This window comes from Flavobacterium sp. 28YEA47A, from assembly GCF_041262125.1.
Taxonomy (GTDB): domain Bacteria; phylum Bacteroidota; class Bacteroidia; order Flavobacteriales; family Flavobacteriaceae; genus Flavobacterium.
Map to the genome: position 1 here is coordinate 218,905 of NZ_JBGCCI010000005.1, position 12,918 is coordinate 231,822.

Below are 12,918 nucleotides of genomic sequence, written 5' to 3' on the forward strand. Positions count from 1 at the left end.
TGTTTAATAGAATCACAACGGCTATCTTTTCCTATAACCCGGAATATTCAATCCCAAAACAATATCATGCGTAGCAATTTGCACGCTATCCTTAAACTGTACTTTTACAATTCCGCTTCCACCACGTTTTTCCTGTGGATATTTTTTAAAATGTGTCGCCAGTAATTTATCATCAGTAAAATTGATTTCATCGGTATAATATTCGTTAGCAACATCCGGTTCCTTAATTGACAAATGGATATGTGCCGGCGAAACATCATTGGGATAGGGAGCAGGGCGGATAGTCCTGATGGTATATTTTCCGTTTTTATCGGTTTTAACCCAACCTCGGATATGACCATGCCGTTTTACTCTTTCATCTATTTCTGGTTTCGGCGAATAATAGCCGTTATTATCGGTTTGCCAGTAATAAATAATGACATTTGGTGCCGGTGTTTTTTGGTCTAATTGAAAAACAGTTCCACTAACAATTAGTTTTTGACCTTTTTCATTCCAACCAGGACTTGTATCCATAGCATGCAGTTCGTTGGGCATTCCGATATACATCAGTTCACAACCGTCACAGCCATCACCAACAATTGGATTGCTTTTATTTACGGACTTTTCCTTGATTTGTTGTCCATTACAACTTACAAATAGCAGCTGGATAAAAATCAATTGGTAGAATATCATTTTTTTCATGATCAGATTTTTATACAAAATGATAATGAAAACAGTTGATTTCCAACTCAAATGAGCTAAGAGGAGTTTATTTTAGGGTAAGCTGATGTTGTTCCGAAAATTGGAACTTGAAATTCTTCACATAATTACGGCTCATACGCAAAACGGTACTATTTGTAAGCGTAATATCATAATCGCCATTGTGTCTTGATTGGACAGATAAAATCTTATTTATATTCACGATATGGGATTTATGAATACGTATAAATTGAGCAGGGTCTAATTGGGCTTCCAAAGATTTTAAAGTTTCAGGATGCAGGTATTTTTTAGAAACATGGCAAATATCAACATAAGGAGAATTGGCAGTAAAATGAAATATATCATTGACTGCTATTACGGATTTCTTATTACTGCTAGAAATTAAAATAGAGTTGGTATAACTTTTTGTTTTATTTCCCTGAGGTAGCTCTAAGGTTTGATTTTTTTGATTTGAAAATGTAAATACGGTCACTAGAAATCCATAAATGATAACCGTTTTTATAAAATAAGCAGACAAGCCAAAATTAAAAGTTTGCCAATAGGAAAAGGTATGGGAATAAAAAGCTTTTGAAAGAACCCAGACCAATGCCGGATATAAAAGCAAATGCACTACAATTGCCAAACTTATAAAGAGCAATTTGAAGGTTGTCTTTTCAGTTTTCTGGATTGGCTTTAGAAGTAATGTCAGCAATGGAAAAAACAGAATCCAATACGAACTGAATAGTAAAGATTCAGAAATATAAAATGCACTGTTTTGAAATAGAGTTGACAAATAATCTATACTCACATTTGTTATAATAAACAAAATCAGACAGCCAGCAAAAATAGATTTCAATTTCTGCCTGTTTTGAGAAATGAGATATGTGAGTTGAAGTGCCAAACCAATCGTTATATATCTTTTACAAAGTAACTTAAAAGTTGGCAATAGGCAATTCTCCAAGGATAGCTTTTTTACTTCACTAGGAAAATTACTGTTAAGGTATGGCTAAAATCGGTTTAGGTATAGTGTAAAATGGCTAACTTTAATATGCAGTTGGCGCTAAGCCAAATAAAAAGACTGTATAACTGATTACTTCAAACCTTAAAATCTACATTATGAAAAAGGCAAGCATTCTAATTTGCACGATTTGTATGGCCTTATTAGGCACAAAAAGCCAAGCACAGGAATTTTATGTCCGAGGCGGCTTAGGCTTTGTTACCGAATCCGGAAAAACAGAATTTAACAATGCCGACCCAAATGGGCTGACAATGATCCAACAATCTACAGACATTACTGTAAATCCCGACGGAAGTATGCGGATAAAATCTCTAAATGGTACTTTAGGTGGCGGATTTAAAGGAACTATTACAGCTGGATATATGTTTAATAATTATATAGGAGCTGAAGTTGGTTTTAATTACTTTTCGGGATATGACAAAACCATCGGGAAACTTACAAGCCCGCAGTTACAGTCTGAAGAAGTAGCCCATCTGAGAGGGTTGGACATTATTCCTGCCATTTATATTACTCCAGGTTTAAGCAAATTAAATCCGTATGCGAGAATTGGAGCTATTGTACCTACAGCGGGAACTCTTTTTATTGAAACAACAGCTAACCAAACTAACGGTGGTGGGCAAGGAACCGATATCCATGTTGATGCCAAGTCAGAAGTAAAATCCAAATTTAGTGTTGGTTTTGTAGGCGCATTGGGTCTAACGTATCCCGTAGCACCAAAATTGCAGATTTTTGGAGAAGTAGAATTTAAAAGTCTGAGTATTAAAAGTAAATCAGCAGAAATAACAGAATACAAAACGACAGCCGTTACTAACGGAAATGCCGTATTAGTTCCTGGCCAGCAATTAGCTGACCTTCCTGTTAATGAGAAAAAATTTGTTTTTTCTGATAGCTATACTCAGGGAGCGCCAGATCCTAACTCTCCACGTAAATTGCCAACGCAATATGTAAATGCCAGCGGTATAGGAGTTAATGTAGGTATACGTTATAGTTTTGGAAAATGAAAAAGCTAGCTGCATATTGTATCTTCCTGCTTTTTATAGGAATACAAACAGGACAAGCACAATCTGTCACAGGAAAATGGAAAACCTTTGATGACGAAACCGGTGCAGCCAAGTCAATTGTCGAAATCTATGAGAAAAATGGCAAGATTTACGGCAAGGTTGTAGAAATTCTTGAAAAGGGAAAAGAAGACAAAACCTGTGATAAATGTAAAGGCAGCAAAAAAGACAAACCAGTAAAAGGATTGGTAATTATTGAAGGACTGTCTAAAGATGGAGATACATGGGATGGAGGTACTATTTTAGACCCTAAAAATGGAAAAGAATACAAATGCCATATCAATCTCGAAAATAATGATAAACTCAAAGTACGTGGTTATATAGGTCTTTCTTTATTGGGAAGGACGCAATATTGGACCCGCGTTTAAAAATAAAAAAAGCTCCCAATTCGGGAGCTTTTTTTATGCATTCTTTTTCCTTCTTCTTTTTCTCAAAATAGGAGAGGAAGGATATTTTCGTTTGGGTGTCAGGTTGTTGAAAATCAAAGCGACAATTAAAAGGATAAGCGCACCGCTCAATACAGGAAAAATAACATAACCATATCCCAGTTCTTTTATTTGTGGCCCACCAGTAACAGCAATCAGAGCTGTAGCTCCACCTGGTGGATGCAATGTTTTTGTTATCTGCATCAATACAATAGATAAAGATACCGCTAAGGGAGCGGCAATCCATAAAACATCAGGAACCAGCTTTTGGACAGTAACACCAACAAGTGCAGAAACGACATGTCCGCCAATCAAATTGCGGGGCTGTGCCAAGGGACTATGAATTACACCATAAACCAATACACAGGAAGCTCCAAAGGAACCTATCAGAAATATAAAATCATTTTCATTGAACGATCCGTATTGCAAATAGGCGATAAGTCCCATTCCGACAAATGAACCGATAAATGCCCAAAAATGTTCTCTAAAATCAACCAGCGTTTCTTTATAAAGGACATATCTGGTTTTGCGATACGTTCGTTTAATTTTTTTTATCGGCATTAGGCAGTTGTTTTGGCAGTATAAGTATATACCGTATAAGGACACAGCTTTTGGGCTACATATTTAGAAACTAATGAAACTACCAATATAGGCCAGAATAAAACATAACTACCTACCAGTCCGCAGACTAAAAACAAAGCGGTAAAAGGGGCACTAATACTGGCGCTAAGCATCGCTGCCATTCCTATAACCATAAAATTGAGCGGAATTATTCCCGCATCAAAAAAACGATTGGATAAAAAAGCCAGCAATAGACCAAGAAGCGCTCCGATAAAAATACTAGGAGCAAAAACACCTCCATCGCCACCAGATGAAAGCGTAACGGAAGTTAGGATTGGTTTTAAAAGTATGCAAGCTGTTAAGGTTAAAAGCACGGAAATAGCAGGCGTTGTATTGGAAGTTGCTATATTTTCTTTTACAGCATGATAGCCATCTCCAAATAATTGAGGAAAAAGAAACAGTCCAATTCCAACTATCAATGCTCCAAATACGACCCTGTAATAAGGCGTTTTTATTTTTAAAAACCAAGACTTAATCTGCAATACACATTTTGTAAGATAGACCGAATTCATACCTGCAATTATCCCTAATAAAATAAAATAAGGTATAGCATGATAATGCCAGGTTGAAAGACCAATAACAAAAAGGGGCTTTTCATCCATAAAAAACAAAAAAACTCCCGCTACACTTGTAGCGATGATTGTTGCAAATAAGAACGATTTGGATGCTTTTTTTGAAATGACTTCATAAGCAAATAAAAGACCGGCTATTGGACTGGCAAATAAGGCAGCAACACCGGCCGAAACTCCGGCGCAAATCAATTCAGTCTTATATTTTTTCAAAAAACTTTCTTTAGAATGCGCAATGGAACCCACTGCTGCAGAAGCCACCACAGTCGAAACTTCAATCCCAGTAGAACCACCAAAAGCGACTGTAATTAGTCCATTGATAAAATGAGATGGGATTTTATAAGCAGGAAGGCTTTTACCCGGTTTGGTACTCTCAAATACCTCTTTGATTCCTTTGTTCTCCTTATTCTTAAAAAGATAAAGTCTTAAAAAATAAATTACTGAAAGCCCTAAAAACGGAAGTATTAAAAGCAGGAAATTATACTTTTCAGCCCTGCCGAAAAAAATTCCTTCATAATGTTCTGTTACATGTTTTAGCGAAATGGCCAGAAGTGAGGCTAAAAAACCGACCAACACTGCTGCAAGAGCAAGCTTAAGCCACATTAGCCCAAGCAGTTTTTTACGAGTTTGCATCTTATTTTCAGGATTTATGCAAAGATAGTTTATCCATAGGTTTTCTACTTTTAATTTAACGTTTTAAATAGGGCTATAAGTTCATAAAATCTGAGAAAAATAATGCTCACAGATGCCTATTTACGGCAATGTTTATTATATTTACATTCATTCAATCCATCTATAATTTAATACGATTATGAGTTATTATCAAGTCAAGAACCTGGAGCAATACTTTAAGCATTATAACAAATCCATACGCGAACCGAGGAAATTTTGGGACAAAATTGCTGACGAGAATTTTACCTGGTACCAAAAATGGGACAAGGTTGTAGAGTTTGACATGCAGGAGGCCGACGTTAAATGGTTTTTAAATGCTAAAGTTAATATTACTAAAAACTGTATTGACAGGCACTTGGCAAAAAGAGGAAATAAAACGGCTATTATTTTTGAGCCAAACGATCCGAAAGAAAAAGCACAACACATTACTTACAATGAGCTATACGACAGAGTAGCAAAAATGGCCAATGTTCTTAGAGAACAAGGAATTAAAAAAGGAGATCGGGTTTGCATCTATCTTCCTATGATTCCGGAATTGGCAGTTTCTGTTCTGGCTTGTGCCCGAATAGGAGCAGTTCACTCTGTTATTTTTGCAGGATTTTCTGCTTCGGCCGTAACCACAAGAATAAACGATTCGCAATGTAAAATGGTTATTACATCTGATGGAGCCTACAGAGGAAACAAATCAATCGACCTTAAAGGTATTATTGACGAAGCTCTGGAAAAATGTCCTACAGTTGAAAAAGTTCTTGTAGCCAAAAGGACAAATGTAGAAATCAATATGAAAACAGGCCGTGATCTGTGGTTACAGCCTTTATTGGAAGCAGCAGTTCCTAACAATGTAGCTGAAATTATGGATGCAGAAGATCCGTTATTTATTCTTTATACTTCTGGTTCTACAGGAAAACCAAAAGGAATGCTGCATACGACGGCTGGTTATATGGTTTTTGCGGCTTATACGTTCAAAAACATATTTAATTATGAAGAAAATGATATTTACTGGTGTACTGCCGATATCGGCTGGATTACAGGACATTCCTATATTCTATACGGCCCGTTGTTGAATGGTGCTACTACTGTAATTTTTGAGGGAATTCCGTCTTATCCTGATTTTGGAAGATTCTGGGAAGTTATTGACAAACATAAAGTCACTCAGTTTTATACGGCTCCAACAGCTATTCGTTCTTTAGCAAAAGAAAACAGCGAATGGGTTGAAAAACATGACCTGTCAACATTAAAAGTAATTGGTTCTGTAGGAGAACCGATTAATGAAGAAGCATGGCACTGGTACAATAACCATGTGGGTAAAAAAAGATGCCCGATTGTTGACACCTGGTGGCAGACAGAAACCGGAGGAATCATGATTTCACCGCTGCCTTTTATAACACCAACAAAACCTACTTATGCTACTTTTCCGCTACCGGGAATTCAGGCGGTTTTGATGGACGAAAAACGCAATGAAATTGAAGATAACCAGATTGTAGGAAGCCTTTGTATTAAATTTCCCTGGCCGGGAATGGCACGAACCATATGGGGCGATCATCAACGATTTAAAGAAACCTATTTTACGGCCTTTCCAGGGAAATACTTTACAGGAGATGGCGCATTACGCGATGAAGTAGGTTATTACAGAATTACAGGCCGTGTTGATGATGTGGTGATTGTTTCCGGACATAACTTAGGAACGGCTCCTATTGAAGATGCGATTAATGAACATCCGGCAGTAGCTGAATCAGCAATTGTTGGTTTCCCTCACGATATTAAAGGAAATGCGCTATACGGATTTATCATTCTGAAAGAATATGGCGAATCCAGAGACAGGGCGAATTTGGCAAACGAAATCAACCAGCATATTTCCGGACATATCGGACCTATTGCAAAACTGGATAAAATTCAGTTTGTTTCCGGACTGCCAAAAACACGTTCCGGTAAGATTATGAGACGAATCCTGAGAAAAATTGCAGAAGGCGATTTCTCTAATTTTGGAGATACGACTACGTTACTTAATCCTGAAATTGTTGAAGAAATTAAGAACGGAAGAGTCTAAATTTATTTGAATTTAATTATAAAAACAGCTTCAAGATAATTACTTGAAGCTGTTTCTTCTTTAGTTTTTGAGATCCAATGTTTTTACATCTCCGTTAGGCGTTATGATATGGTATAGTTTTTTGGTTTCTTCTTTTGGTTTTTTCTTTGTCTTATAAGAAATGTTGAATTCCATTACATATTGGATGCCAACAACCGGAGAATCAGAATTCATTATTTTATCAAAAGAATCTATATCAATACCGTCATAATAAAAAGCCTTGTCTTTTCTCTGTTCTTTTCGAATCATTACCTTATTAGAACTGTAGTACTCGTTATAATAGTTTGTATCTGAACTTTCAAAGGCAGTAAAGGTTTTATATTGCTTTCCTGGCTGTATACTATAAAAATTTACAGACAGCTGTGGCAATTCTTCAAAATCCCTTTTTCCATATTTGTCATAAATTTTACTTCTCGATTTTAAAATCTCATTAGCTTCAGCTAACATTTCATCATAGATTTTTTCGGAATCGGCTTTTTTGTAATCGACTTTTATGATATTATGGATTTCATATTCTGAAGCCAGATCGATCAACTTATCAAACAGGTTGGCATCTTTTAACTTGATGATAATGTTTTTCTTTATTTCAAATCCTTTACTTTCCTGGGTTATATTCACCTGATTGGAAGTAGAAGATGATTTATAGTCGTAAATTTTAGTCTGAGAAATAAAATCTACAAAAATCTCCTCATCCTTGATTCCCATTTTTTTCAAAGCACTTTTAAAACCATCCAGACGTTTGTTGATTTTGGCATTGCAATCTTTTACAGACAACGCTTCATCATTAAGCCCTAAGGTAACCATATAAGAATCAGGTTTTATATTGTTTAGGATAGCAATACGATAGGTAATACCATCATCATTATAACTGACTTTTTCGGCATTTGGAAATCCGCCCATATTTTTATAGTTATACGGATTCTGATTAGTATACACTTGATTAGCGCCATGCTGTGCATAAGTCATTCCAAAAAATAAAATACCTGCAATTGTGATTTTTAATTTCATCTTGATTTTTGTTTTAGATTAATGATGCAAGATTACATCGCTATCCAAAATTGAGTCCGGTAAAACCACTTTCCTTTGGCTGTAACCTTTTTACAGTAGTTTTACAGCAGATTTACACTATATTTTTATACCTTTCGAACTACTTTTGAATTCATTTAATTAATGACCGAATTAGAATTTTTCCAACTTTTGAAACAAGAAGTGCTTTTGGCCTACCAGAAGCAGTATCCTTATTTTAAAGGAAATTGGAAAAGTTTTTCTTCTCAGGATATTCAGAATCTGATTGAATTAGTTGAAGAAAAAACAAGGCAGAGCATTAGTGAAAAATGGATTTATACTCATCTTAAGGCCGAAACCAACTCCAAGCTGCCAAGAAAAGACATGCTTGACATTTTAAGCCAATTTTCTGGATTTTCCGGTTGGGATGAATTTGTCTTTACGAATAGGGAAGAGGCTGTTGATAAGAAAGAAAATCAATCAAAAAAAGGGAAAAAGTATTTTATAGTCATTGGTATTTTAGCTGTTTTAATCGTTACGATTGTGTTTTTGGCTTATCCGGGAAAAAATTCGACACAGAAATTACAGCTAAAAAATGAATTTACTAACGAAACCATACAGGCAAAAGAGGTAAGGGCGTATACGATTGAAGACAATAAAAAGGTTGAAATTCCTATTCGAAATTCTGAAATAGAAGTAGCTGTAAAAGAGGATAATACTAAGATTGTCATCCAAAGTCCTTATTATAAAAAGCAGGAAGTAAAAGTTAACAAGGCTTCTGAAAAAACAGAAATCCTATTACAGCCAGACGATTATGCCATGATGCTTAAAGCCTTTATGAAGTCTGACATTAAAGATTGGGAAACTCGAAAAATACAACTCAATAAAATCTTATCGGATAATCTGGAAGTCATAGTCATGCTAAAAAACGACCTAGGAGCCGAGTATTTCAACAAAAATGAGTTTTCTGAAAAACTGGTGATTCCTACTGAATCCGTAAAAAGAATGCAGATTCTGGAGATTAAAAACGACAACGAAGGAAAGATTGAATTTATAAGAATCAAACAATAATGAAATATTTCATAGTCATAGTATTCTTTTTTTATAACTGCGCTTTTGCACAGCAAGCCAACAATGCTGCTTTGGAGAACAGTATAAAAGCTAACTTCTCTATAAAAGTTTTAGAAGCCTATGAGGAAAATTCCTTTTCAAAAGTGGAAGATTTTTATGAACTTTTGGAAATGTATTCAGATAAAAATGCTTCAAATTCCCTTAAAAAACAGCTTGAAGAAAGGATTGATGCCTTGTATAAAGAAAATACTTTGGTTTCCGACTTTTTTACTTCTGATAGAATACCAGTAAACAAATTGCTTGAAAAAATAGCATCCAAAGGATTGAAATTTGAAGTAAAGAATATCCAGAAAGTAAAAACCTATGGCAACTATTGGACAGCATCTTATATACTGACCATCCAAAGAGATACTGAAACCCTGCAAAAAAATATATCCCAAAGAATTTATTTCTACCCGGAAGAAAAAATGTTTGGAAATAAAAAGAAAGAAGTCTGGAGCCTTTTTTTGGGGGAGATAGAGTAATAAAAAACTCATTAAGGAATCAATTACTGAAATTACTTTCAATCTTTAGTTACAGCCATTTTTCTTTTTATTCCGATATAGCTGGTATTAAGTCCTGCATGATTTTATCTACTTGTTTGTGACCGTAAGGCGTATTGTATGCTGTTGCAGTAATTACAATAACAATAGGATAGTCCTTAAAAATAAAAACCCTATTGCCTCCATTACCACTTGAATAATAAACTTCATAGTCCTTACCATTTACGTTGTAAGTTTTATTCCAAAATAGATAACCATAATATTCGTTTTCTGATAGTTCTATTTGGTGTGAAAAACTTTTCTCAATCCATTCCTTTGACAAAATTTGTTTACCATTCCAAACACCTTGATTTTTATATAATTGTCCAAATTTAGCATAGTCTAATGTACTTAATTGTAAACCGCCTGCCGTATTAGCCACTTTTTGAGGTGTAAACTGCCATTTATATTTTGTAATGCCCAGAGGTTGGAATAATTTTTTGTCAGCATATTTTTCTAAACCATTTGGAACAGATTTATGAATAATGTCACCCAGAACCACAACGCCGGCAGTAAAATAATCCCATCTTTTACCCGCTACTTTCGTTTGGTCAATGGGTAGGTTTAATGTAAAATCAACCCAGTTTTCAGTAGGATACATATTTTCTTCGTTACCAGGTGATTCAGAACTCATATCGGAACCGTCAAAAGACGAGCTCATCGTAAGCAAACTTTTTAACGTAATACTATCTTTTGAAGGAGAATAGTTTTGAAAAGATTTCAGATTGTAAAATTCGTTTAAAGTTTGCTCTTCACTTTTTATGTATTTGTCTTTGATTGCAATGCCTAAAAGAGTTGATGCAAACGATTTTCCAACAGAACGTGTGTCGTGAAGTGTATTTCTGTTGGCTCCGTTAAAATATTCTTCAATTAATATTTTACCGTCTTTTATTGCAACAATACTTGTAATGTCCTTATAGAATTTCGTTGCGATTTTCCGGTTTAATGCTTCAATTTTAGAAGTATCAAATTTTTCTGTTGAAATTTTCCAATCTTTGTTTGGTTTTATAGATTGAACCTTGACAAGGTTTTCATTTATTTTTATTTCTGGAACAATAATTTTTAGTTGTCCCTCGGCAATTATATTACCAGTAAGAACCTCGGTCTGTTTTAAGTAGGGTCTGATTTCAATTTTAAGAATATGTTCTCCATTTGTAAGAGCTTCTTGTCCACCATTGGAAAAAAATCTGTTCCATAAAAATCTACCCCATGAATCTTCATTTGTCGAACTGATTAAAGGAATTCTAAAAACCGTTTTTTGATTTTTACTGTCAACACTTCCCGCACCAACATTTAGGTTTTCAATATAAATTACCTTATTGTCAACAATAAATGAAAATTGATAATTCCCATTTTTTGCAAGCTCGTCTGCGGTAAGTTGTGGAGAAAGTATATGCAGGTAATTTGTTAATGAATTGCCTAAAAAAACTCTAATACTAAGGTCGGTTTTATCTTTTAATTCAAAAGAGGTTAGAAAGTCAGATTCCTTAAAATTTTCAATAGGAATGAGCTTGTCTATAAAAGCAATCTTACCAATGTTTGATTTATGAATTGAATAAACTATACTATCTCTTTTTACAAAATCAACAGTCTGCCCAAACAAGTTATGTGTTGTTAGAAAAATTGTAGTAAAAAGGACAAGCCGTCGTATCATGTTTTTGTTTTTTAATAATTGTAGTATTGTTTTTTTAGGCATATAATATCCCTTCGGCTTTGATCTATGTCAGATTTTTATTACCGATGTTTGCAAATATACCGAAAAGGCTGAGAGAAAAAACTTCTTTTAGAGAAAGAGCTGCCAATCAAAATAGGGCAAAGCCATTTTTTGCAAATCGCTGGCACTATGATCTGTAATTAAATATAATCCACAATATAACAGAAGTAACCGCGATTTAGAATAGTTAAACTGTCAATTTTCCGACAGAAAATGGTTATATTTACAATAGACAAATAAAGATCAAAAATGAAAAAAATAGGATTTTTATCATTTGGACATTGGGCCAATCATCCGGCTTATAAAACCCGTACAGCAAGCGATACTTTACTTCAATCTATTGACTTGGCAGTTGCAGCCGAGGAAATAGGTGTAGATGGCGCTTATTTTAGGGTACATCATTTTGCAGCTCAGTTAGCCTCGCCATTTCCTTTACTTTCGGCTATTGGAGCCAAAACAAGTAAAATAGAAATCGGAACAGGCGTAATTGATATGCGTTATGAAAATCCGATGTATATGGTAGAAGATGCCGGAGCTGCCGACCTGATTTCAGAAGGACGATTACAGTTAGGAATAAGCAGAGGTTCACCAGAACAGGTAATCGAAGGATGGCGTTATTTTGGATACGAACCCATTGAAGGAGAAAACGATGCCGACATGGGACGTCGTAAAGCCATGGAGTTTTTACAACGATTGGATGGTGTGGGTTTTGCCCAACCAAATCCAAATCCGATGTTTCCAAATCCGCCAGGTTTATTGCGTTTGGAACCTTACTCCAAAGGATTGCGTGAACGCATTTGGTGGGGAGCTGCTTCTAATGCGACTGCTGTTTGGGCAGCTGAGAATGCTATGCACCTCCAAAGTTCTACTTTGAAATTTGATGAAAGTGGCAAACCGTTTCATGTGCAACAAGCCGAACAAATCCGATTGTATAAGGAAGCATGGAAAAAAGCGGGCCATCCGGGTGAACCAAGAGTTTCAGTAAGTCGTTCCATTTTTGCATTGGTAAACGATCAAGATCGTCTTTATTTTGGACAGGAAGCCAATAGGGTAGACCAGATTGGAATGATTGAACCGGGAAAAAATGCAATTTTTGGACGAAGCTATGCCGCAGAACCAGATAAACTTATAAAAGAATTGGCTGAGGACGAAGCTATTCAGGAAGCCGATACGTTGCTATTGACAATACCTAACACATTAGGAGTTGATTACAACGTTCATGTATTGTCATCTATTTTGGAGCATGTGGCACCGGGATTGGGATGGCGTTAGGTTTTACCGATTATGAACTTTGCGGCTCTGCGTCTTTGCGTGAAAATAGTTACTCGCAAAGATGTAGAGCCGCAAAGCATATTAAATATATAATAAGAAGGATTGGGCTATAAAGTCCGAGTATATATAAAGTTATCTGTTATTCTCT

12 protein-coding genes are annotated in these 12,918 nt (G+C 35.4%); 6 read left to right on the forward strand and 6 right to left on the reverse strand.

The window, feature by feature from the left end; translation table 11 throughout:
* Window positions 1-21 precede the first annotated feature (21 nt).
* Window positions 22-681 (reverse strand): intradiol ring-cleavage dioxygenase, encoded by a 660-nt coding sequence (locus ABH942_RS09085; RefSeq protein WP_370031252.1) that lies wholly within the window; start codon window positions 679-681, stop codon window positions 22-24.
* A gap of 67 nt (window positions 682-748) precedes the next feature.
* Window positions 749-1,534, reverse strand: a complete 786-nt coding sequence (locus ABH942_RS09090) for a LytR/AlgR family response regulator transcription factor (RefSeq protein WP_370031254.1) — start codon at window positions 1,532-1,534, stop codon at window positions 749-751.
* A gap of 260 nt (window positions 1,535-1,794) precedes the next feature.
* On the opposite strand from ABH942_RS09090, the gene ABH942_RS09095 reads away from it, so the two are divergent.
* Window positions 1,795-2,697, forward strand: a complete 903-nt coding sequence (locus ABH942_RS09095; protein ID WP_370031255.1) for an outer membrane beta-barrel protein — start codon at window positions 1,795-1,797, stop codon at window positions 2,695-2,697.
* Window positions 2,694-3,122 carry a DUF2147 domain-containing protein gene (locus ABH942_RS09100; protein ID WP_370031257.1) on the forward strand — a complete coding sequence of 143 codons (429 nt, stop codon included), beginning with the start codon at window positions 2,694-2,696 and terminating at the stop codon, window positions 3,120-3,122. The genes ABH942_RS09095 and ABH942_RS09100 overlap by 4 nt, the downstream gene beginning before the upstream one ends.
* Window positions 3,123-3,155: 33 nt before the next feature.
* Here the strand turns inward: ABH942_RS09100 and ABH942_RS09105 are convergent, their stop codons facing one another.
* Both ABH942_RS09105 and ABH942_RS09110 read right to left on the reverse strand, forming a co-directional pair.
* On the reverse strand, window positions 3,156-3,740 hold the full coding sequence (locus tag ABH942_RS09105) for an HPP family protein (RefSeq protein ID WP_370031259.1): 585 nt from the start codon (window positions 3,738-3,740) through the stop codon (window positions 3,156-3,158).
* Window positions 3,740-5,002, reverse strand: a complete 1,263-nt coding sequence (locus ABH942_RS09110) for a chloride channel protein (RefSeq protein ID WP_370031261.1) — start codon at window positions 5,000-5,002, stop codon at window positions 3,740-3,742. The genes ABH942_RS09105 and ABH942_RS09110 overlap by 1 nt, the downstream gene beginning before the upstream one ends.
* 178 nt (window positions 5,003-5,180) lie before the next feature.
* Here ABH942_RS09110 and acs point away from each other — a divergent pair, with 178 nt between their 5' ends.
* Window positions 5,181-7,088 (forward strand): acetate--CoA ligase, encoded by a 1,908-nt coding sequence (acs, locus tag ABH942_RS09115; RefSeq protein WP_370031263.1) that lies wholly within the window; start codon window positions 5,181-5,183, stop codon window positions 7,086-7,088.
* 60 nt (window positions 7,089-7,148) lie between these two features.
* Here the strand turns inward: acs and ABH942_RS09120 are convergent, their stop codons facing one another.
* Window positions 7,149-8,135, reverse strand: a complete 987-nt coding sequence (locus ABH942_RS09120) for an SIMPL domain-containing protein (RefSeq protein WP_370031265.1) — start codon at window positions 8,133-8,135, stop codon at window positions 7,149-7,151.
* 162 nt (window positions 8,136-8,297) lie between these two features.
* Here ABH942_RS09120 and ABH942_RS09125 point away from each other — a divergent pair, with 162 nt between their 5' ends.
* Window positions 8,298-9,203, forward strand: coding sequence for a hypothetical protein (locus tag ABH942_RS09125; protein WP_370031267.1), 906 nt, complete (start codon window positions 8,298-8,300; stop codon window positions 9,201-9,203).
* The gene (locus ABH942_RS09130; RefSeq protein ID WP_370031270.1) at window positions 9,203-9,727 is read left to right on the forward strand and encodes a hypothetical protein; all 525 of its coding nucleotides are present in this window, start codon (window positions 9,203-9,205) and stop codon (window positions 9,725-9,727) included. Before ABH942_RS09125 ends, ABH942_RS09130 begins: the two co-directional genes overlap by 1 nt.
* 67 nt (window positions 9,728-9,794) lie before the next feature.
* Here the strand turns inward: ABH942_RS09130 and ABH942_RS09135 are convergent, their stop codons facing one another.
* The gene (locus tag ABH942_RS09135; protein WP_370031271.1) at window positions 9,795-11,438 is read right to left on the reverse strand and encodes a serine hydrolase domain-containing protein; all 1,644 of its coding nucleotides are present in this window, start codon (window positions 11,436-11,438) and stop codon (window positions 9,795-9,797) included.
* 309 nt (window positions 11,439-11,747) lie between these two features.
* Here ABH942_RS09135 and ABH942_RS09140 point away from each other — a divergent pair, with 309 nt between their 5' ends.
* Window positions 11,748-12,770 (forward strand): LLM class flavin-dependent oxidoreductase, encoded by a 1,023-nt coding sequence (locus ABH942_RS09140; protein WP_370031273.1) that lies wholly within the window; start codon window positions 11,748-11,750, stop codon window positions 12,768-12,770.
* Window positions 12,771-12,918: the final 148 nt, after the last annotated feature.

Coding starts and splice junctions, on each gene's coding strand:
- acs (WP_370031263.1), top strand. CDS start 5,181: ATGAGTTATTATCAAGTCAAGAACCTGGAGCAATACTTTAAGCATTAT.
- ABH942_RS09135 (WP_370031271.1), bottom strand. CDS start 11,438: ATGATACGACGGCTTGTCCTTTTTACTACAATTTTTCTAACAACACAT.
- ABH942_RS09095 (WP_370031255.1), top strand. CDS start 1,795: ATGAAAAAGGCAAGCATTCTAATTTGCACGATTTGTATGGCCTTATTA.
- ABH942_RS09100 (WP_370031257.1), top strand. CDS start 2,694: ATGAAAAAGCTAGCTGCATATTGTATCTTCCTGCTTTTTATAGGAATA.
- ABH942_RS09140 (WP_370031273.1), top strand. CDS start 11,748: ATGAAAAAAATAGGATTTTTATCATTTGGACATTGGGCCAATCATCCG.
- ABH942_RS09120 (WP_370031265.1), bottom strand. CDS start 8,135: ATGAAATTAAAAATCACAATTGCAGGTATTTTATTTTTTGGAATGACT.
- ABH942_RS09085 (WP_370031252.1), bottom strand. CDS start 681: ATGAAAAAAATGATATTCTACCAATTGATTTTTATCCAGCTGCTATTT.
- ABH942_RS09130 (WP_370031270.1), top strand. CDS start 9,203: ATGAAATATTTCATAGTCATAGTATTCTTTTTTTATAACTGCGCTTTT.
- ABH942_RS09125 (WP_370031267.1), top strand. CDS start 8,298: ATGACCGAATTAGAATTTTTCCAACTTTTGAAACAAGAAGTGCTTTTG.
- ABH942_RS09110 (WP_370031261.1), bottom strand. CDS start 5,002: ATGCAAACTCGTAAAAAACTGCTTGGGCTAATGTGGCTTAAGCTTGCT.
- ABH942_RS09105 (WP_370031259.1), bottom strand. CDS start 3,740: ATGCCGATAAAAAAAATTAAACGAACGTATCGCAAAACCAGATATGTC.